Genomic DNA, 19,956 nt, shown 5'->3' with positions numbered 1-19,956 from the left:
CGGGCCGGGGTCAGTCGCCCTGCGGTGCGGGGCCGGGCGGAGCCGACGTCGCCGGGGCGGCGGACGCCGGGGCCAGCAGGTCCTCCAGGAGCGCGCCCGTCAGCCGCCGGAACGCGCGCCGGGGCCGGGTGCGGTCGAGCACGGCGACCTCGAGCTGCTGCGCGGGGATCGCGCGCTTCTCGCCGCCGTCGTCCGCGGGCGCCCCGAGCACGTCGACCGCGAGCCGCAGCACCTCGCGCAGCGTCATCCCCGGGCGCCAGCCCGACGCGAGCAGCCCGCCGAGCCGCTCGGCCTGGCCGCCCATGACGACGTAGCCGTGCTCGTCGGCGACCGAGCCGTCGTAGGACAGCCGGTACACCTGGTCGCCCGCGGGCTCGCGCCCGACCTCGGCGACGACGAGCTCGACCTCGAGCGGCTTGGACTCCGTCGTGAAGACCGTGCCGAGCGTCTGCGCGTAGGCGTTCGCGAGCCCGCGCGCGGTGACGTCCTGACGGTCGTAGGAGTACCCGCGCAGGTCCGCGTACCGCACGCCGGCCACCCGCAGGTTCTCGAACTCGTTGTACTTGCCGACCGCGGCGAAGGCGATCCGGTCGTAGATCTCGGAGATCTTGTGCAGCGCGCGCGACGCGTTCTCGGTCGCGAAGGCGATGCCGTCGTCGTACTGCAGGACGACGACCGACCGGCCGCGTGCGATCCCCTTGCGGGCGTAGTCCGCCCGGTCCTTCATGAGCTGCTCGGGAGAGACGTAGAACGGCATGCTCATCGCGCACCCCCGCGGTCCGCGTGCGCCGCACGCCGCTCGTCCTGCACGCGCGCGACGACGTCGCCCAGGTCCGTGTCGTCGACGCGCAGGTATCCCGACTCGGTGACCGTCGCGACGCGGGCCAGATCCGGCGCGTCGTGTCCGGCCCGCCCGTCGCCGAGTCGTCGTCGGCCGCGTCGACCAGCGCCTCGACCGCGACGCGCACGGCACCCGCCGCGTCCAGGCCCGGCCGCCACAGCTTCTTCAGGGAGCCGCGCGCGAACACCGAGCCCGAGCCGACCGCGTGGTGGTCGTGCTCCTCGTACCGGCCGCCCGTGACGTCGTAGGAGAAGATGCGCCCGCGCCGCAGGTCCAGGTCGAAGCCCGCGAAGAGCGGCACGACAGCCAGGCCCTGCATCGCGAGCCCGAGGTTCCCCCGGATCATCGTCGAGAGGCGGTTCGCCTTGCCCTCGAGCGACAGCAGGCTGCCCTCGATCTTCTCGTAGTGCTCGAGCTCGAGCTGGAAGAGCCGCACGAGCTCGACCGCGAGGCCCGCGGTGCCCGCGATCCCGACCGCCGAGTACTCGTCCGCCGGGAAGACCTTCTCGATCTCCCGGCTGGCGATCATCGAGCCCATCGTCGCGCGGCGGTCGCCCGCCATGACGACGCCGCCGTCGAACGCGAGCGCGACGATCGTCGTCCCGTGCGGTGCGACGACGTCAGCGGCCGGCAGCGGACGGTTCCCCGGCAGGAGCTCCGGCGCGTGCGCGCCGAGGAACTCGACGAACGACGACGAGCCGGGGGTCGTGAAGGCGTGCGGGAGGCGCCCCGAGGCGCCGGGCGGCGGTGTCAGTCCTGGCATCGACGCTCACTGACCGCCCTTCTGGACGAAGCCACGCACGAACTGCTCCGCGTTGGACTCCAGGACGTCGTCGATCTCGTCGAGCAGCGCGTCCACCTCGGCGTCGCGCGACTGCGCGGACGGCGCGGCCGGCACGGGCGCGTCGGCGCCGTCGACCGGGTCCTCGTCGTCGCGGCGGGGCCGCACCTGTTCCTGACCAGCCATGGTGACCTCCGTAGGCGTCGCGCTGACCTGCTCGATCCCACCCTAGGCCCATCCTGCGACGGGACCGGGCGCAGCGCTCGCGAGGCGGACGCCCGTGCAGCCGTCAGGCGCCGAGCTCCGCGAGGAGCGCCGCCGCGTCGGGGCACCGGTCGAGCAGGTCGCCGACGTGCGCCTGGGTGCCGCGCAGCGGGTCACGCATCGGCACGCGCTGCAGCGTCGCCGCCCCGGGCACGTCGAACACCACGGAGTCCCAGCTCGCGGCCGAGATCTCGCCGCCGTAGCGGGCCACCGCCTCGCCACGGAAGTACGCGCGCGTGTCGCGCGGCGGGTGGGCGACCGCGTCTTCGACCTCCTGCGGCGTGACGAGCAGCTCGACCGCACCGGCCGCGACGAGCCGGTGGTACAGCCCGCGCTCGGGGCGCAGGTCGGACCACTGCAGGTCGACCGCCGCGAGTCGCGGGTGGTCCCACGCGAGCCGGTCGCGGCGCCGCATGCCCTCGAGCAGGCGCAGCTTCGCGAGCCACTCGACGGTCCGGGCGCAGCTCGCGGGGTCCGTCGCCAGCCCGTCCAGGACCGCCTGCCAGCGCTCCAGCACGTCGGCCGTCTGCGCGTCGACGGTGTCGCCCGTGTGCGCGAGCGCGGTCCGCACGGCGGCGAGGTACTCGCGCTGGACCTCGATCGCGGTGAGCCGCCGCCCGTCGACCAGCTCGAGGCGGGCCGTGAGCGTCAGGTCGTGGCTGACGACGTGGACCGCCTCGACGGGGTCGCGCAGCGCGAGCCGGTCGACAGCTGCGAGCGCCCCGCCCGACCCGCCCTCGGCGACCGCACGCTCCACGAGCCACAGCACGAGCGAGGTCGTGCCGAGCCGCAGGTACGTCGCGGCCTCGAGCATCGTGGCGTCGCCGATGATGACGTGCAGTCGCCGCCACCGGTCGGGGTCCGCGTGCGGCTCGTCGCGCGTGTTGACGATCGGGCGGCGCAGCGTCGTCTCGAGACCGATCTCGGCCTCCATGTAGTCGGCGCGCTGCGAGAGCTGGAAGCCGGGCTCCTCGCCGCGCTGGCCCAGCCCGACGCGCCCCGCGCCGGTGTACACCTGGCGGGTCACGAGGAACGGGATGAGCCGGGCCGCGAGGTCCGTGAACGGCACGGCGCGCTCGACGAGGTAGTTCTCGTGCATGCCGTACGTCGCGCCCTTGCCGTCGACGTTGTTCTTGTACAGCGCGACGTCGGGCAGTGCGGCCGTCGAGGCAAGCGCGCGCACCGAGGCGAGCATGACGAGCTCACCGGCCCGGTCCCAGCGGACCGCGTCGAGGGGGTTGGTCACCTCGGGCGAGGAGTACTCGGGGTGCGCGTGGTCCACGTAGAGGCGGGCCCCGTTGCTGAGGATGACGTTGGCGGCCCCCGGGTCCTCGTACTCCTCGGTCGTCGCCCGCGGGAGCTCCTGCGGGCCGTCGCCGGACGGGGCAGGGGTCTGCGGGTCGTCGGTGAGCAGCGACGGGTGAGCCGAGGCGCGCTGCAGGCGGAAGCCGCGCGCGTCGTGCAGCGGGTCCTCGTCGTCGTAGTCCCAGCGGGCCCGCGAGCGCCCGCCGTCGCGGGCGGCGGCGTGCACCGCGACGACGTGGCTGGACAGGAGCATGGGGTTCGCGAGCGGCCTGCCCGGCTGGAGGATGCCGTACTCGGTCTCGATCCCCATCACGCGGTGCACGGTCACGGCTCCACCCTAGGCTGCGCCCGGGCGGGGCCGTGCCGTGCGTCCGCGGGCCGCCGCGCCGGCGACGGGGACCGCCGCGCGCGTCAGAGGTACTGGCCGGTGCTCGTGACCGTCTCGATCGTGCGCGAGGCCTCCGTGCCCTTCTTGCCCTGGACGATCGTGCGGATGAACACGATGCGCTCCCCCTTCTTGCCGGAGATGCGCGCCCAGTCGTCAGGGTTGGTCGTGTTCGGCAGGTCCTCGTTCTCGCGGAACTCGTCGACGCACGCCGTCAGCAGGTGCTCGACGCGGATGCCGCGCTGCTGGGTCGCGAGGAAGTCCTTGATCGCGGACTTCTTCGCACGGTCGACGACGTTCTGGATCATCGCGCCGGAGTTGAAGTCCTTGAAGTACAGGACCTCCTTGTCGCCGCTCGCGTAGGTCACCTCGAGGAACCGGTTCTCCTCGCTCTCGGTGTACATGCGCTCGACGACGCGGGAGATCATCGCGTCGACCGCGGCCGTCGTGGAGCCGCCGTGCTCGCGCAGGTCGTCCTCGTGGATCGGCAGGTCGGGCGTGAGGTACTTCGCGAAGATCTCGCGCGCACCCTCGGCGTCGGGCCGCTCGATCTTGATCTTCACGTCGAGCCGGCCGGGCCGCAGGATCGCGGGGTCGATCATGTCCTCTCGGTTCGAGGCGCCGATGACGATGACGTTCTCGAGCCGCTCGACGCCGTCGATCTCGGAGAGCAGCTGCGGGACGATCGTCGTCTCGACGTCGCTCGACACGCCCGTGCCGCGCGTGCGGAACAGCGACTCCATCTCGTCGAAGAAGACGACCACCGGGTGCCCCTGCGACGCCTTCTCGCGGGCGCGGGCGAAGATCAGCCGGATGTGCCGCTCGGTCTCGCCGACGTACTTGTTGAGCAGCTCGGGGCCCTTGACGTTGAGGAAGAAGCTGCGCGCCTCCGTCAGGTCGTCGCCGCGGGCCGCCGCGGCGGTCGCCGCGAGCGAGTGCGCCACGGCCTTCGCGATGAGCGTCTTGCCGCACCCCGGCGGGCCGTACAGCAGCACGCCCTTGGGCGGCTTGAGGCCGTGCTCGCGGAACAGCTCGGGGTGCAGGAACGGCAGCTCGACGGCGTCGCGGATCGCCTCGATCTGCGGGCCCAGGCCGCCGATGTCCTCGTACTGGATGTCCGGCACCTCTTCGAGGACGAGCTCCTCGACCTCGGCGCGCGGGATGACCTCGAACACGAACCCGGAGCGCGAGTCGATCGTCAGGGCGTCGCCGACGCGGACCTTCGCCTCGTCGATGACCTGGCCCGCGAAGCGCACGACGCGCTCCTCGTCGCCGCGGCCGACGACGAGCGCACGCCCGCCGCCGAGCATCTCCTTGACGGTGACGATCTCGCCGACCTTCTCGTACCCGCCGGCCTCGACGACCGTGAGGGCCTCGTTGAGCATGACCTCCTGACCCGGGCGCAGGCGGTGGACGTCGACCGCGGGGCTCGCGCCCACGTGCATCTTGCGGCCGGACGACACCACGTCGACGGTGCCGTCGTCGCGCGCGCCGAGGAACGTCGCGTACGTGCCCGGGGGCTTGGCGAGGTCGTCGACCTGCCGCTTGAGCTCGAGGATCTGGTCGCGCGCGGCCGTGAGGGCGTCGGTCAGCCGCTCGTTCTTGGCCGCGAGGAGGGCCAGCTCGCGGGAGAGGTCCCGGCCAGGGGCGTTCGGGTCGGTCATCGTCTCGGCCTCCGTTCCGCGTCGCACGAGGGGTGCGTCAGCACCACCCTGCACGACGCTTCGCCTGCTCGCCTGCCTGCTGGTCCGACGACCCTAACCACCGATGTCAACACAGGACGCGAGCCGCACCGCTGCTGTTCCCGGCGTCTCGCGGAGCGGACGGTGGACCGCCGTGCGCTCAGGCCTGCGGCTCGTCAGGAGCCGACGGGTCCGCCTCGCGTGCCGCGTCGGCGAGCCCCTGCGCGTCGCGGCGGGCGCGGCGCAGCTTCTTGTCGGACACCGCGCGCTCCCCCATCGCCTCCGACGACCACAGCTCCGGGTCGTCGACGGGTGCGCCGTCCTCGGCCACGGGGTAGGAGCCCTTCGCCGGGCGGCGCTTGCGCAGCGGGGCCTCGACGCCGTCGGCGAGCCGGCGGGTCGTGAGCAGGAAGCCGGTGTGCCCGACCATGCGGTGCTGGGGGCGCACCGCGAGCCCCTCGAGGTGCCAGCCGCGCACCATCGTCTCGAACGCCTGCGGCTCGGTGTACCGGCCGTCGGCCCGCACGTCCTCCGCGAGGCGCGAGAGCTGCGTCGTCGTCGCGACGTACGCGGTGAGCACGCCGCCGGGGGCGAGCGCGGTCGCGACCGCCTCGAGGTTCTCCCACGGCGCGAGCATGTCGAGCACGACGCGGTCGACCGAGCCCGGCTCCGCGACGGTGGGCAGGACGTCGGCGAGGTCACCGATGGACAGCTGCCAGGCCGGGTGCGGCCCGCCGAAGAAGCCCTCGACGTTGGCACGCGCGATGTCGGCGAAGTCCTCGCGCCGCTCGATCGAGTGCAGCGAGCCGCCGTCGCCGACCGCGCGCAGCAGCGACATGGTCAGCGCGCCCGAGCCGACGCCCGCCTCGACGACGCGCGCACCCGGGTAGATGTCGCCCATCGTGACGATCTGGCCCGCGTCCTTCGGGTAGACGACCGCGGCGCCGCGCGGCATCGACAGGACGTGGTCCGCGAGCAGCGGGCGCAGGGCCAGGTACTCGATGCCGGAGGTGTTGCGCACCACCGTGCCCTCGGGGGCGCCGATGAGCGCGTCGTGCGAGAAGTAGCCGCGGTGCGTGTGGAACGACCCGCCCGGCGCGAGCGTGACGGTGTGCAGCCGCCCCCGCGGGTCGGTGAGCTGGACGCGGTCGCCCGCACGGAACGGGCCACGGCGGTGCGCGGCCCCGGTGGGCGTCTGGTCGGCGGTCACGGGCGGAGAGTCTACGGGCCGCCGGGACGCGCCCTGCCGGGTCGTGCGGGCTGTGGCGGCGCGTCCGCGCCTGGTCAGGCGCGCAGGGCCGCGACGACGTCCGGCACGCGCACGAGCCCGACGACCCGCCCGTGCGCGACGGCGACCACGACGGGCGAGTGCCGCGACGCGCGGCCCAGCGCGTCGAGCAGCGCGGGCCCGACGAGCGTGCCGTCGACGACCGCACCGCCGGGCAGCGTGACGGCGACCGTCGTGACCGGGGTGGTGCCGGCGAGGTCCGCGGGGACGGACGACGCCGCCGCGACGTCGACGTAGGCCGCGGGACGCCCGTCCGGGGCGAGCACCACGACGTCCTGCGCACCCGCCGCTGCGGCCACGGCGCGCGCCTGGGCGACCGAGTCGGTGTGCCCGACGGCGGCCGCCCGGCGACCGACGCGCTCGACGGTCAGCTGGTCGACCGCGTCCTGCGTGCGGGCCGCGCGGATGGCGCCGGACGCCCCCGACCAGATGAACGCGCCGATGAGCCCGCCCCAGACGGCGTCGGTGAGCGTCGGGCGCCCACCGAGCGCGAACGGGAGCGCGAACGCGACGGCGAACACGCCCACGGCGACCAGCCGGCCGCACCACGCCGCCACGACCGTCCCGGTGTGCCGGCGCCCCGTGACGGCCCAGACGAGCGACTGCAGCACCGCGCCGCCGTCGAGCGGGAGGCCGGGCAGCAGGTTGAACAGGCCGACGAACCCGTTGGAGAAGGCACCGGCGAGCAGCAGGACGCCCACGAGCTGGTCCCGCCCCACCGCGAGCCCCGCGACGAGGAACCCGCCCGCGAGCACGAGGTTGGCGACCGGCCCCGCCACGGCGACGAGGGCGTTCGTCCCGGGCGTCGCCGCGGCCGCACCGAACGACGTGTGCCCGCCCAGGAGGGTCAGGACGAACTCCTGCGGCTGCTGGCCGCGGGCACGCGCCACGAGCCCGTGCGCGATCTCGTGCACCAGCACGGAGGCGAACAGCAGCACGACGAACACGAGCGCGACGACGTACACGCGCGCGCCCACCATGCCCGGCGCCCAGCCGCGGACGGCCGGCGCGAGCACCACGGTGAGCACGACGGCCGCCACGACCCAGCTCGGGGCGAGCACGATCGGCGCTCCGGCGACGCGGCCGACGACCCAGCCGGAGGTGCGGCGGGCAGGACGGGGCTGGTCGCTCACCGGACCAGCGTAGGCGGCGCCCGGCATGCCGGCGGACCGGTGCACGGCCGCGTCGGTGGTCGCGCCTAGGCTCGGCGCGTGAGCGCACAGGACGTGGTGGTGGCCGACCCGGACGAGGTCGTCGAGGAGCTCGTCGACGCGACGGTCGAGCAGGCGGTCGCCGTCCGGCCCCCGTCGCGGCCCGGCCTGTCCCCCTCGCGCGCCAACGACTTCCTGCAGTGCCCGCTGCTGTTCCGCTTCCGCGTCGTGGACCGCCTGCCGGAGCCGCCGAGCGCGGCCGCCGCGCGCGGCACGCTCGTGCACGCCGTGCTCGAGCACCTGTTCGACCTGCCGGCCGCCGAGCGCACGCTCGAGTCCGCCCGCGCGCTCGTGCCCGGCCGCTGGGCGCAGCTGCGCGAGGACGCCCCCGACGTCGCGACGCTGTTCCCCGACGACGACGCGCTGCGGGAGTGGCTCACGAGCGCCGAGGCGCTGCTCGCGACCTACTTCACGCTCGAGGACCCGACGCGCCTGCAGCCGCGCGAGCGCGAGCTCATGGTGAGCGTCGAGCTCGAGGACGGCCCGCAGCTGCGCGGCATCGTCGACCGGGTCGACGTCGCGCCGAACGGCTGGGTGCGGGTCGTCGACTACAAGACCGGCAAGTCGCCGCGGGCCGGCTTCGAGGGCGGTGCGCTCTTCCAGATGCGGTTCTACGCGTACGTCATCTGGCGCTCGCGCGGCGTGCTGCCCAAGCTGCTGCAGCTCGAGTACCTGGGCGACGGCACGGTGCTCAAGCACGAGCCCACCGAGCCCGAGATGCACACGCTCGAGGCGCGCGTCCGGTCCATCTGGGGCGGCATCGAGGAGGCGGCGCGCGCGGGCGACTGGCGGCCCCGCACGTCGCGGCTGTGCGACTGGTGCTCGTTCCGCGCGCTGTGCCCGGCGTTCGGCGGCACACCGCCCGAGGTGCCGGCGGGGGCGGTCGAGCGGGCGATCGGCGTCACGCCCGGGGCACCGGCCGCCTGACGGTCGCGGCACCGGCCGCGGGCGGTCGCGGCACCGGCCGCCGGCGGTCGCGGCACCGGGGACCGGACGGTCGCGTCGCGGCGTCGCCGGGTCAGGCCGCCGGGCGCAGGTCCAGGACGTCGCCCGCGGCGATCCGGGCCAGGTCCGCCAGGGACAGGTCGGCGAGCGACCTGACGCGGCTCAGGCCCTCCCGGTCCTCGAGCTCCTGCATGACCTCGACCGCGACGACACGCGCCCCCGAGGCGACCGCGGACGCGACGCCGGAGCGCGAGTCCTCGAGCGCGACGCACCGCTCGACCGGGACCCCGAGGAGCCGGGCCGCCGTGAGGTACGGCTCGGGGTCCGGCTTCGGGCGGGCCACGTCGTCGCCGCTGACCACGACGTCGAACAGGCCGACGACCTCGGCGAACGGCTGCGCGAGGACGCGGAAGGACGACGTCACGAGCGCCATCGGCACCCCCGCGTCGTGCAGCGCGCGCAGGATCTCCTGCGCGCCCGGCTGCCACGGCACGCCCGCGGCGACGGCGGCCCGGACACGCCCGTTGAGGAAGTCGGCGATCTCCTCGTCCGGCAGGTCCACGCCGCGCCCGCGCAACGCCGTCACCGCGACGCTCATCGGGTTGCCGACCATCGCGTAGCCGTCCTCGTGCGTCCACACCCCGCCGAAGGACTCGACGAGCTCGATCTCCGCCGCGATCCAGTACGGCTCGGTGTCGATGAGCGTGCCGTCCATGTCCCACAGAGCAGCGGCCGGTAGAGCGAGTGACTGTTCCTCGCTCTGACCCGCGGAAACGTACCGAGATCGGAGGGTCAAGATGAGCTCCCGTCGACGCCGTGGACCAAGCCGTGCACCAGTCGAGGCTAGCTGCATCGAGGTGCGGGCCCGGACCCGTGCGCACCCGGTGCTCCCTGCCGCACGTCGACAGGCCATGAGCGGCACCACGACCATCCAGGATGGATGCACTCCGCCGAGCGTTATCCATCCCTAGCGGCTGAGCGAGTGATAACGTCGAGGCGTGTTCTCGGTTGGCGACCAGCCCCGCACCCCAGCCGGCTCCCCCGACGGCGGCGAGCGGGCCACCCGCGCACGCGCCGAGAACGGCGCCGCGCTGACGGCCGACGCCCCGCCGTGGCCGGCGGTCGACGTCGAGGAGCTGCCGTGGCGGTCCTCCTTCGCCCCCGAGCTGCTGTCCCGCTCCCAGCGCGAGCAGCTCGGCCAGCCGTACCGCGCCGCGATCACCCCGCCGATCGCCGACCTCGAGGTGCGCCTGCCCCGCGCGACCGCCGCGGCCGCCGAGGAGGCGTCGGTCGTCATCCGGGACTTCGACGTCGAGGTCGGCTCCGACGTGGCGCCGTTCGCGGCCATCCTGCTGCGCTCGGAGTCCGCGTCGTCCTCCGAGATCGAGAACCTCACCTCGGGCGCCAAGCAGATCGCCCTGGCCGAGCTCGGTGAGGACGCCAAGCGCAACGCCACCCAGATCGTCGGGAACGTCCACGCCATGCAGGCCGCCGTCGCCCTGTCCGAGCGCCTCGACGGCGCCTCGATCCTCGAGATGCACCGCACCCTGATGGAGACCGCCGAGCCGGAGATCGCGGGACGGTGGCGCGAGCAGCAGGTGTGGATCGGCGGCGGCGGGTACTCCCCGCACCGTGCCGCGTTCGTGCCGCCGCACGCCCGTCTCGTTCCAGGCGCGATCGACGACCTGGTCGCCTTCACCGCGCGCGAGGACATCCCCGCGCTGCAGCACGCCGCGATCGCCCACGCCCAGTTCGAGACCATCCACCCGTTCCCCGACGGCAACGGCCGCACCGGCCGCGCGCTGATCCACGCGCTGCTACGCAAGCGGGCCCTGACCAGGTCCGTCACCGTCCCGGTGTCAGCCGGCCTGCTGGTCGACACGCGCGGCTACTTCGACGCCCTGACCGCCTACCGGCAGGGCGACCCGGCGCCGATCGTCGACGCCATGGCTCAGGCGTCGTTCGACGCGGTCACCAACGGCCGTCAGCTGGTGGCTGAGCTGCGCGGCGTCCGCGAGCGGTGGGCCGGCACGGTGAAGGCGAGGTCGGACTCGACCGTGTGGCCGCTGATGGATCTGGTGCTGCGTCAGCCGGTCATCAACACGGCCATCGTCCAGCGGGAGCTCGGCGTCTCGCACACCAACGCGATGCGGGCGGTGACGCGGCTGGTCGACGCCGGAGCGCTGGCTGAGGTCGGCGGGCGCCGCCGCTCGATCCTGTGGCAGTCGAGCGAGGTGCTCACCGCCCTGGACGCGTTCGCCGCCCGGGCCGGGCGCCGTCAGCTCGGCCGCCCCTGAGCGAACGGGGACTCAGCCCAGGTCCCGCCGGCGGCTCGAGCGCGGAAGGGCCGGCGGCTGTCGGCGCCCTCGCGGTGGCGGTCGTGGAGCTCATGCTCGTGCGCCTGGTGACCGTCGTCGCCGGCGGGCGTGCGGAGCCACAGCGCACCGGACGCACCGCGTGACGTGACCTGCGCCACACCCGCGTCCGCTCACGTCCGCCTGGATCCGCCGATGGTCTAGGGCGGATCCGCGGACGGGTCCGCAGGACGGATGCAGGAGGCAGCATGAGGCGCCGGACCGGACCGATCGTCGGATCGGGGGTGGTGGCCGCGGTGCTCGCGCTCGCGGCGTGCGCCACGCCCGGTGCCGAGCCCGCGGACGACGGCTCGCAGCTCGTCGGCGTGGCGATGCCGACGACGACGTCGCAGCGCTGGATCGCGGACGGCGAGAACGTCACGGCGCAGCTCGAGGCGCTCGGCCACGACGTCGACCTGCAGTTCGCGGACGACGACGTCCCCACGCAGATCGCGCAGATCGAGGCGATGATCGACGCGGGCGCCGAGGCGCTCGTCGTCGGCTCGATCGACGGCACGGCGCTCAAGGACGTGCTGGCGCGCGCGGCGGCGCAGGACATCCCGGTGATCGCCTACGACCGCCTCATCCGCGACTCGGGCGACATCGCGTACTACGCGACGTTCGACAACGAGCGCGTCGGCATCCAGCAGGGCACGTCGCTCCTGCAGGGCCTCGGCGTCCTCGACGCTGCCGGCGCCCCCACGGGCGCCCAGGGTCCGTTCGCGGTCGAGCTGTTCGCCGGATCGCCCGACGACAACAACGCGACCGTGTTCTACGAGGGCGCGATGGGCGTCCTGCAGCCGTGGATCGACTCGGGCGTCCTCGTCGTGACGTCCGGCGAGACCGACTTCGCGACCATCGCGACGCCCGCCTGGAACGGCGACACGGCCGCGTCGCGCCTGGGCCCGCTGCTCGACACGCACTACGCGTCGACGCGCCTCGACGGGATCCTCGCGCCCGCCGACATCATCTCCGTCCCGCTGCTCGACGTCCTGCGCGACCACGGCTACGGCACCGCCGAGCAGCCCTGGCCCGTCGTGACCGGCCAGGACGCCGACGTCGCCGCCGTGAAGGCGGTCGTCGCGGGCGAGCAGTTCTCGACGGTCTACAAGGACACGCGCCAGCTCGCCGAGGTCGCGGTGCAGATGGTCGACGCGCTGCTGTCGGGCCAGGAGCCGGAGACGAACGACGTCACCTCGTACGACAACGGGGTCATGGTCGTGCCGTCCTACCTGCTGCAGCCCCAGCTCGTCACGAAGGACAACTACGTCGGCGTGCTCATCGACAGCGGCTACTACACGCAGGAGGACCTGGCATGAGCGCGTCGAAGCGCACCGAGCGGCGCACGCGCGCGGCGTGGTTCTGGGACCGGCCCGTCGCGCTCAAGGTCGGCGCCTCCCTGGTCGTGATGGCCGTCGTGTTCGCCGTCGTCGGCGGCATCGGGGCCCTGGCGCTCGTCCGCGCGGGCGACAACCTCGAGCGGGTCCGGGTCCTGACGGGCGACCTGCAGGGCTCCATGGCGGAGCTGCGCACGGTCCAGCAGACGAGCCACCTGCTCGTGCGCCGCGCGACCGCCGCGTCCGACGACTCCCTGCGCACGCAGCTGCTCACGTCGTCGGCGTGGAACGACCGCCGCGCGGCCGAGCTCATCGGCGCCGTCGACGCGTTCCCGGAGTCGGACGTGCAGCAGTGGGCCGACTTCAACGACCGCTGGGACGCGTGGCTCGCGTACCGCGACGGCACGCTCCTGCCGCTCGTCGAGGCGGGCGACCTCGAGGGCCTCGAGGCGGCGCTGGCCGCGTCGGCCGCGGGCGACCCCGACAACGCCGGGCGCGCGCTGCAGCTCGCCGACGGCCAGATCACCTCGCAGGTCGAGGAGATCCAGGAGCAGGCGTCCGCGGAGATCCGCGTCGTCGTGCTGGGCCTCGTCGTCGGGTTCCTCGTCGCCGGCGCGGTCGCGACGACGCTCGCCGTCGTCGTCACGCGCCGGATCACACGCGGCCTGCGCACCGTGAGCGCGAGCCTCGACGCCATGGCGTCCGGCGACCTCACCGTGCGGGCCGAGGTCCCGGAGCACGACGAGCTCGGCCGGATGGCCCGCTCGGCGGGCGTCGCACAGGACTCCCTGCGCGAGATCCTCTCGGGCGTCGTCGGCACGACCGCGACCATCGCGACCGCGAGCCAGGAGATGTCGGCCGCGGGCGAGCAGGTCGCCGCGGGCTCCGAGGAGACCAGCGCGCAGGCGGGCGTCGTCGCGGCCGCGGCCGAGCAGGTCTCCCGCAACGTCCAGGACGCCGCCGCGGGCGCCGAGCAGATGGGCGCGTCGATCCGCGAGATCGCGCAGAACGCCGCCGAGGCGGCGAAGGTCGGCTCGGCCGCGATGGACGTCGCGCGCACGACCAACGACTCCGTCGCCCGGCTGGGCACGAGCTCGCAGGAGATCGGGGCGGTGGTCAAGGTCATCACCACGATCGCCGAGCAGACCAACCTGCTGGCCCTCAACGCGACGATCGAGGCGGCGCGCGCCGGTGACGCCGGCAAGGGGTTCGCCGTCGTCGCGAGCGAGGTCAAGGACCTCGCGGGCGAGACCGCGAAGGCGACCGAGGACATCGCGCGCCGCGTCGAGGCGATCCAGCAGGACACCACGACGGCGGTCGCCGCGATCGAGGAGATCGCGCGCGTGATCGAGCGGATGAACGACTACCAGCTCACCATCGCGTCGGCCGTCGAGGAGCAGACCTCGACGACCAACGAGATGAGCCGCGCCGTCACCGAGGCCGCGACGGGATCGGCGGAGATCGCCGCGAACATCACGGGCGTGGCGACCGCGTCGCAGACGTCGGCGGAGGCGCTCTCCCACCTGCGCGACCAGGTCGACGGCCTGGCGACGTCGTCGTCCGACCTGCGCGAGCAGGTGGCGGCCTTCACGTTCTGACGCGGGCGGCGCCGCGCGCCGTCGGCGGTCCGGCGTGCACGACCGGCCTACGCTGGGCAGATGACAGAGCGCGGACCCGCGGACCTGCCGGACGACGAGCCGGTCATGCTCGCCGCCTTCGAGGGGTGGAACGACGCCGGCTCGGCCGCCACGCAGGCCCTGCAGCACCTGCACGAGGCGTGGGGCGCGGAGCAGGTCGACGAGCTCGACCCGGAGGAGTACCACGACTTCCAGGTGAACCGCCCGACCGTCGGCACGGGACCCGACGGTCGGCGCGGCATCACGTGGCCGACCACCGCGGTCGCGGTCGCGGAGACGTCGCGCGCGGGCCGCCGGATCGTGCTCGTGCACGGCATCGAGCCGTCGATGCGGTGGCGGCGGTACTGCGCCGAGCTGCTCGACATCGCGGCCGGCATGGGTGTGCGCACGGTCGTCACGGTCGGGGCGCTGCTCGCGGACGTGCCGCACACGCGGCCGATCCCGGTGAACGCGACGAGCGAGGACGCGGCGCTGCGCGAGGCCGCCGGCCTGGAGCCGAACACGTACGAGGGGCCGACGGGCATCGTCGGGGTGCTGCAGCACGAGGCCGCGGCGCGCGGGCTGCGGTCGCTGTCGCTGTGGGCGGCGGTCCCCCACTACGTCGCGCACCCGCCGTCGCCCAAGGCGACGCTCGCGATCCTGCACCGCGTCGAGCAGCTGCTCGGGGAGCCCGTGCCGCTGGGTGACCTGCCCGACGACGCGGCCGCATGGCAGCTCGGCGTCGACGAGCTCGCGGGCGAGGACAACGAGATCGGCGAGTACGTCCGCCAGCTCGAGGAGGCGAAGGACACCGCCGACCTCCCCGAGGCGAGCGGCGAGGCCATCGCGCGCGAGTTCGAGCGCTACCTGCGCCGGCGCGACAAGGGCACCGGCGGCTGACGCACCGCGGCACGCGTGCCGCCGTCGGGGGCAGCCGCCGCCGGGCGGGCCCGGAGGGTCAGAGGCGGACGCCCAGCAGCGCGTCGACGGCGCGCGCGACGAGGCCGGGAGCGCCCTCGACGGGCTCGGCGTCGCCGCGCAGGGCGGCCAGCGCCCAGTCGTCCACGACGTCGAGCGCGCGCGGCGTGTCCAGGTCGTCGGCGACGGCGGCCCGCAGCGCGGCGATCGTCGCGGTCGCGTCCGGACCGCCGTTGCCCGACAGCGCGCGCCGCCAGCCGCCCAGGCGCTCGACGGCCTCCTTGAGGCCCGCGTCGGTCCAGTCCCAGTCCTCGCTGTAGCGGTGCGCGAGGATCGCCAGACGGATCGCCATCGGGTCCACGCCGTCCTCGCGCAGCCGCGAGACGAGCACGAGGTTGCCGCGCGACTTGCTCATCTTCTCGCCGTCGAGCCCGACCATCCCGGCGTGCACGTGCACGCGCGCGCCGTGGCCCGCGTCGAGCAGCCGTGCGTGCGACGTGCTCATCTCGTGGTGCGGGAACTGCAGGTCGGAGCCGCCGCCCTCGACGTCGAACGGCAGGCCGAGCGAGTCGCGGGCGATGACCGCGCACTCGATGTGCCAGCCGGGCCGGCCGCGGCCCAGCGTCCCGCCGTCCCACGCGGGCTCGCCGGCGCGCTCGCGCCGCCACAGCAGCGGGTCGAGCGGGGACCGCTTCCCGGGGCGGCCGGGGTCGCCGCCGCGCTCCGCGGACAGCGCGAGCATCGTGGCGGGGTCGAGACCCGCCACGGTGCCGAACGCACCGTCGGCCGACAGGTCGGCGTACACGTCGCCGGGGCCGTCGCCGAGGGCGTCCGGGGTGTCGACCGTGTACGCGGCGCCGGCCGCCACGAGCGCCGCCACCGCGTCGACGACCGCGGGCACCGACTCCACGACTCCCGTCCACGCGTCGGGCGGGACGACGCCCAGCGCCGTCATGTCCTCCGCGTAGAGGGCGACCTGCTCGGCGGCGAGGTCCTGCCACTCGACGCCCGTCGCCGTCGCACGCTCGAGCAGCGGGTCGTCGACGTCCGTGACGTTCGACGCGTAGCGCACCTGCTGCCCCGCGTCGCGCCACGCGCGCCCGAGCACGTCGAACGCGACGTACGTCGCGGCGTGGCCGAGGTGGGTCGCGTCGTACGGGGTGATGCCGCACACGTACAGCGTGGCCGTGGGGCCGGGGGCGGCGACGACGAGCTGCCCGGTCGAGGTGTCGCGGACGGACACCGGGCCGCCCTGTCCAGGGAGCCGAGGGATCTGCGGGGCCGGCCAGGTGAGCACGGCGGAAGCCTAGCCGTCGCTGCGCACCCGGCCGGGCACAGTGCCACGATGCAGCCGTGGACGAGCGCGCCGACGCGGTGACCGGGACGGACGAGACCACACGCACGATCGGCGGCGGGGCGACGTGGGTCGTCGTGCGCGACGCCGTCGACCTGCCCGGTGCGGCCCGCCGGCACGGGGTCGGCGAGGACGCGTGCGCAGTGCTGCGGCTGCGGGGTGCGGGCGCCCACCCGCCGACGCCCGACCACCCCGTTCGGGCGCGGATCGACCGGACGCCCGACGGCACGCTCGTCGTGACCACGCCGACCCTGTCGTACGACCCCGCTAGCCGGCAGGTCTCGACCGGCGCGCTGTCGCTGCTCGTCGGGCACGACGTGGTGCTGACCGCCGAGTCGGGCGGCGCCGACGTCCTGGGCCGGACCGCGGAGCGGCTCGCCGCGGGTCCGCCCGTGCCCGACGAGGGCGTGCGCCAGGTGCTCGCCCTCGCGCTGCTCGCGCTCGTCGCGTCGGCGGCGGACGTCGAGATCGAGCTCGGGGACGCCGTCGCCGCGACCGAGGCCGAGGTCTTCTCGACGACGTCGGGCGACCCCGTCCAGCGCATCTACGACCTCAAGCGCGAGATCGCGGAGGCCCGTCGGGCGCTCGGCCCCGTCACGTCGGTGCTGCCCGAGCTCGTGGCCGACGCGGGCGACGAGCCCGGCGGCGAGCGCACGCAGCGGTGGCTGCGCCGGGTCCAGGCCTCCGTGGACCGCGTGGACCAGCACCTCGACGCGCACGACGACCTGCTCGGCGACATGCTCTCGGCGCACCTGTCGCGCGTGTCGGTGCGGCAGAACGAGGACATGCGCAAGATCTCGGCGTGGGCGGCGATCGCGGCCGTGCCGACGCTCGTCGCGGGCGTGTACGGCATGAACTTCGAGCACATGCCCGAGCTCACGTGGCACTACGGCTACCCCGCCGCGCTGCTCGGCATGACGGCCGTGTGCGTCGTGCTGTACCGGCTGTTCCGGCGCTCCGGCTGGCTCTGACCGGGCGCCCGCCCGCTCACCGCACGGGTCAGGGCGTGACGGCCGGCAGCGGCTCGAGCACGTTCGTGACCAGCAGCAGCGCGACCAGCGCCGCGAGGCCGAGCCGGTAGACCACGAAGGGCTTGTAGCTGAACGTCGAGACGATCTTGAGGAACACGATGATCACGAGGTAGCCGACGACGAACGCGACGAGCGTCGCGAGCAGCGTCGCGCCGAACGACGGCGTCCCGGCCTCGCCGAAGTCGCCGACGCTCTTCGCGAGCTGGAACAGGCCCGAGCCGAACACCGCGGGGATCGCGAGCAGGAACGAGTACCGCGCGGCCGCCTCGCGGGTGTACCCCATGAGCAGGCCGCCCGTGATGGTGCCGCCCGAGCGCGACACGCCCGGGACGAGCGCGAGCGACTGCCACAGGCCGAACTTGAGCGCGTCGCGCGGGGTGAGGTCGTCGAGCGTGCGCTGCTGCACCGCGCGCCGGTCGGCCCAGCCGAGCACGAGCGCGAACCCCGCAAGGGTCAGGACGATGAGCCACAGGTTGCGGAACGGCCGCTCGATCGCGTCCTGGAACAGCAGGCCCAGCAGGACGATCGGGACCGAGCCGAGCGCGATGAACCACGCCATGAGCGCGTCGTGGTCGGCCCGCTCCCCCGCCGGCATGCCCATGCGGGCCCGCAGGTCGGTCCCGCGGTCGCCGCGCACCGCGGACCACCAGGCGCGGCAGATGCGCGCGATGTCGCGCCGGAAGTAGAGCAGCACGGCCGACTCGGTGCCGAGCTGCGTGATCGCGGTGAAGGCCGCGCCCGGGTCGCCGCTGCCCAGGAGCTCGCCGACGATGCGCAGGTGCGCGCTCGAGGACACGGGCAGGAACTCCGTGAGTCCCTGCACCAGCCCGAGGAAGATCGCCTCACCTGCACCCATACCGTCAGCCACGAGGCGCAACGATAGCCGCGGGACGTCCACCGGCGGACACGCGCACGCCGTTAGGGTGGCGCACCATGGAACAGCTCCACCTCGGGCGCACCGGCCTGCGGGTCTCCCGGCTCGGTCTCGGCACGATGACGTGGAGCCGCGACACCGACGAGCACGAGGCGTCCGAGCAGCTGCGGGACTTCGTCGACGCGGGCGGCACACTCGTCGACACGTCAGCCTCGTACGCCGACGGCGGCGCCGAGCAGCTCATCGGCACGCTCCTGGGCGACGTCGTGCGCCGCGACGAGGTCGTGCTGTGCACCAAGGCGGGCGTGCGGCGCACGTCGGCGGGCGGCGTCGTCGACGCCTCGCGCGGCGGCCTGCTCGACTCGCTCGACGCGTCCCTCAGCCGCCTTCGCACCGACCACGTGGACCTGTGGCTCGTCCAGACCCCCGACCCGCGCACGCCCCTCGACGAGACGGCGACCGCCTTGCGCCTCGCGGTGAGCAGCGGGCGCGCCCGCTACGTCGGGCTCTCGAACCACGCCGGGTGGCAGGTGGCGCGCGTCGCGACGCTCCTCGAGCGCGACCCGGGGCTCGCGGCCGTCGAGGTCGAGTACTCGCTGCTGCAGCGGGGCGTCGAGCGCGAGGTCGTGCCCGCCGCCGCCGCGCTCGGCCTCGGCGTGCTCGCGTGGTCGCCGCTCGGGCGTGGCGTCCTGACCGGCAAGTACCGCCGGACCATCCCCGCCGACTCCCGGGCGGCGTCGCCGCACCTCGCGGGGTTCGTCGAGCCGTACCTGTCGCGCGACGCCGCGGCCGTCGTGGAGGCCGTCGCGACGGCCGCGTCGGGCCTGGAGCGCACACCGCTCGAGGTCGCGCTCGCCTGGCTCGCCGGACGACCGGGGGTGAGCTCGTCGATCGTCGGAGCCCGCACGGCCGCGCAGCTGCGCGGCTCGCTCGGGGCGCACGACCTCGTGCTGCCGGACGAGCTGCGACGCGCGCTCGACGAGGTCAGCGCACCCGAGATCGGCTACCCCGAACGGTTCTGACGCGTCGCCCGGGCCCCGCCGGTCCGGGCGTGCCGGCAGCAGCCCCCCGTCAGCGGGTGCCGAGGCCCGTCGGCTCGTCGGCCAGGTCGTCCGCGTCGTCGGGGTCGTACGCGTCGTCCTCGTCGCCGGACCACTCGTCGTCGTCCTCGTCGTCCTCGTCGTCCTCCTCCGCGAGGTAGAACGGCGTGGCCTCGCCGTGCACGGTGCCGAGCGCGTCGTCGTACACCTCGAAGGCGTCCGCGAGGACGTCGTACGCGTCGTCGACCGCCGGGTCGTCCTCGTCCTTGCGGGCGACGACGGCGTTGTAGTGCGCCTCCAGGGCGGCGATGAGGCGGTCCAGAGCGGCACGCGGGTCGACGGTCATGCGACGACCGTAGCGCCGCGCGGGGCACAATGGCACCGCGCGGGGTCGATCGGGACCAGGTCGGCCGAGCGGCGATGGCGACGGACGGGACGAGGTGGCGATGGCAGCGGGACGGACCGGGGCGAAGCGCGACACGTGGGTGGCCCAGGGTGGCCAGTACGAGTACCGGGTGCTGACGCTGCCGCGGACGACCAGCCGCAACGACGCACGCCAGATGCTCACCGAGCAGGCCGAGTACGGGCGCTGGGAGCTGGCCCGCAGCGTGCTGTACGTCGGTGGCGAGCGGCGGGTGTGGCTGCGACGCAAGATCATCCGGGTGCGCAGCACGCTCGCCGAGGTCGACGCCGGCTGACCGTCGCGGGGCCGGCCCGGCACCCGGGGGTG

Annotated in this window: 18 protein-coding genes and 1 pseudogene; 8 read left to right on the top strand and 11 right to left on the bottom strand. The window is 74.5% G+C overall.

Features of this window, described 5'->3' with window-relative positions; genetic code table 11:
* Positions 1 to 10: 10 nt before the first annotated feature.
* The 7 genes and pseudogenes from prcA to CELF_RS09025 form a co-directional block, all read right to left on the bottom strand.
* Positions 11 to 763, bottom strand: a complete 753-nt coding sequence (gene prcA / locus CELF_RS09060; RefSeq protein WP_013770949.1) for a proteasome subunit alpha — start codon at positions 761 to 763, stop codon at positions 11 to 13.
* A pseudogene (gene prcB, locus CELF_RS19985) lies at positions 760 to 1,604 on the bottom strand (proteasome subunit beta). The gene prcA and the pseudogene prcB overlap by 4 nt, the downstream one beginning before the upstream one ends.
* Positions 1,605 to 1,610: 6 nt before the next feature.
* On the bottom strand, positions 1,611 to 1,808 hold the full coding sequence (locus tag CELF_RS09045; RefSeq protein WP_013770948.1) for a ubiquitin-like protein Pup: 198 nt from the start codon (positions 1,806 to 1,808) through the stop codon (positions 1,611 to 1,613).
* 103 nt (positions 1,809 to 1,911) lie between these two features.
* A complete protein-coding gene (gene dop, locus CELF_RS09040) occupies positions 1,912 to 3,519 on the bottom strand; it encodes a depupylase/deamidase Dop (RefSeq protein WP_041553403.1) in 1,608 nt (535 codons plus the stop codon).
* A gap of 83 nt (positions 3,520 to 3,602) precedes the next feature.
* Positions 3,603 to 5,240, bottom strand: a complete 1,638-nt coding sequence (arc, locus tag CELF_RS09035) for a proteasome ATPase (RefSeq protein ID WP_013770946.1) — start codon at positions 5,238 to 5,240, stop codon at positions 3,603 to 3,605.
* A 178-nt stretch (positions 5,241 to 5,418) separates the two neighbouring features.
* A complete protein-coding gene (locus CELF_RS09030) occupies positions 5,419 to 6,468 on the bottom strand; it encodes a tRNA (adenine-N1)-methyltransferase (protein WP_013770945.1) in 1,050 nt (349 codons plus the stop codon).
* Positions 6,469 to 6,542: 74 nt separating this feature from the next.
* Positions 6,543 to 7,679: a site-2 protease family protein gene (locus CELF_RS09025; RefSeq protein WP_126297704.1), complete on the bottom strand. Its 1,137-nt coding sequence runs from the start codon at positions 7,677 to 7,679 to the stop codon at positions 6,543 to 6,545.
* Positions 7,680 to 7,778: 99 nt separating this feature from the next.
* On the opposite strand from CELF_RS09025, the gene CELF_RS09020 reads away from it, so the two are divergent.
* A complete protein-coding gene (locus CELF_RS09020; protein ID WP_013770943.1) occupies positions 7,779 to 8,684 on the top strand; it encodes a RecB family exonuclease in 906 nt (301 codons plus the stop codon).
* 91 nt (positions 8,685 to 8,775) lie between these two features.
* Here CELF_RS09020 and CELF_RS09015 read toward each other — a convergent pair whose 3' ends face one another.
* A complete protein-coding gene (locus tag CELF_RS09015) occupies positions 8,776 to 9,555 on the bottom strand; it encodes an HAD family hydrolase (RefSeq protein WP_376698488.1) in 780 nt (259 codons plus the stop codon).
* A 145-nt stretch (positions 9,556 to 9,700) separates the two neighbouring features.
* Here CELF_RS09015 and CELF_RS09010 point away from each other — a divergent pair, with 145 nt between their 5' ends.
* From CELF_RS09010 to CELF_RS08995, 4 genes are all read left to right on the top strand, one after another.
* Positions 9,701 to 10,999: a Fic family protein gene (locus CELF_RS09010; protein WP_013770941.1), complete on the top strand. Its 1,299-nt coding sequence runs from the start codon at positions 9,701 to 9,703 to the stop codon at positions 10,997 to 10,999.
* A gap of 266 nt (positions 11,000 to 11,265) precedes the next feature.
* The gene (gene chvE, locus CELF_RS09005; RefSeq protein ID WP_013770940.1) at positions 11,266 to 12,375 is read left to right on the top strand and encodes a multiple monosaccharide ABC transporter substrate-binding protein; all 1,110 of its coding nucleotides are present in this window, start codon (positions 11,266 to 11,268) and stop codon (positions 12,373 to 12,375) included.
* On the top strand, positions 12,372 to 13,991 hold the full coding sequence (locus CELF_RS09000; protein ID WP_013770939.1) for a methyl-accepting chemotaxis protein: 1,620 nt from the start codon (positions 12,372 to 12,374) through the stop codon (positions 13,989 to 13,991). The genes chvE and CELF_RS09000 overlap by 4 nt, the downstream gene beginning before the upstream one ends.
* A 60-nt stretch (positions 13,992 to 14,051) precedes the next feature.
* Positions 14,052 to 14,909 (top strand): PAC2 family protein, encoded by an 858-nt coding sequence (locus CELF_RS08995; RefSeq protein WP_013770938.1) that lies wholly within the window; start codon positions 14,052 to 14,054, stop codon positions 14,907 to 14,909.
* A gap of 58 nt (positions 14,910 to 14,967) precedes the next feature.
* On the opposite strand, the gene mshC is transcribed toward CELF_RS08995, so the two are convergent.
* On the bottom strand, positions 14,968 to 16,224 hold the full coding sequence (mshC, locus tag CELF_RS08990; protein WP_013770937.1) for a cysteine--1-D-myo-inosityl 2-amino-2-deoxy-alpha-D-glucopyranoside ligase: 1,257 nt from the start codon (positions 16,222 to 16,224) through the stop codon (positions 14,968 to 14,970).
* 56 nt (positions 16,225 to 16,280) lie between these two features.
* Between mshC and CELF_RS08985 the strand changes: the two genes are divergently transcribed.
* Positions 16,281 to 17,252, top strand: coding sequence for a magnesium and cobalt transport protein CorA (locus tag CELF_RS08985; protein WP_013770936.1), 972 nt, complete (start codon positions 16,281 to 16,283; stop codon positions 17,250 to 17,252).
* Between the two features lie 28 nt (positions 17,253 to 17,280).
* Here the strand turns inward: CELF_RS08985 and CELF_RS08980 are convergent, their stop codons facing one another.
* A complete protein-coding gene (locus tag CELF_RS08980) occupies positions 17,281 to 18,168 on the bottom strand; it encodes an undecaprenyl-diphosphate phosphatase (protein WP_013770935.1) in 888 nt (295 codons plus the stop codon).
* 77 nt (positions 18,169 to 18,245) lie between these two features.
* Here CELF_RS08980 and CELF_RS08975 point away from each other — a divergent pair, with 77 nt between their 5' ends.
* Positions 18,246 to 19,208: an aldo/keto reductase gene (locus tag CELF_RS08975; protein WP_013770934.1), complete on the top strand. Its 963-nt coding sequence runs from the start codon at positions 18,246 to 18,248 to the stop codon at positions 19,206 to 19,208.
* A 49-nt stretch (positions 19,209 to 19,257) separates the two neighbouring features.
* On the opposite strand, the gene CELF_RS08970 is transcribed toward CELF_RS08975, so the two are convergent.
* Positions 19,258 to 19,572 carry a hypothetical protein gene (locus tag CELF_RS08970; protein ID WP_013770933.1) on the bottom strand — a complete coding sequence of 105 codons (315 nt, stop codon included), beginning with the start codon at positions 19,570 to 19,572 and terminating at the stop codon, positions 19,258 to 19,260.
* A 100-nt stretch (positions 19,573 to 19,672) separates the two neighbouring features.
* On the opposite strand from CELF_RS08970, the gene CELF_RS08965 reads away from it, so the two are divergent.
* The gene (locus CELF_RS08965; protein WP_013770932.1) at positions 19,673 to 19,924 is read left to right on the top strand and encodes a DUF5703 family protein; all 252 of its coding nucleotides are present in this window, start codon (positions 19,673 to 19,675) and stop codon (positions 19,922 to 19,924) included.
* The last annotated feature ends 32 nt before the right edge of the window (positions 19,925 to 19,956 follow it).

Origin of the sequence: Cellulomonas fimi ATCC 484 (assembly GCF_000212695.1) — a bacterium.
Classification (GTDB): domain Bacteria; phylum Actinomycetota; class Actinomycetes; order Actinomycetales; family Cellulomonadaceae; genus Cellulomonas; species Cellulomonas fimi.
Note: the sequence above shows the minus strand (reverse complement) of the source record. Positions and strands in the feature narration are given on the sequence as shown.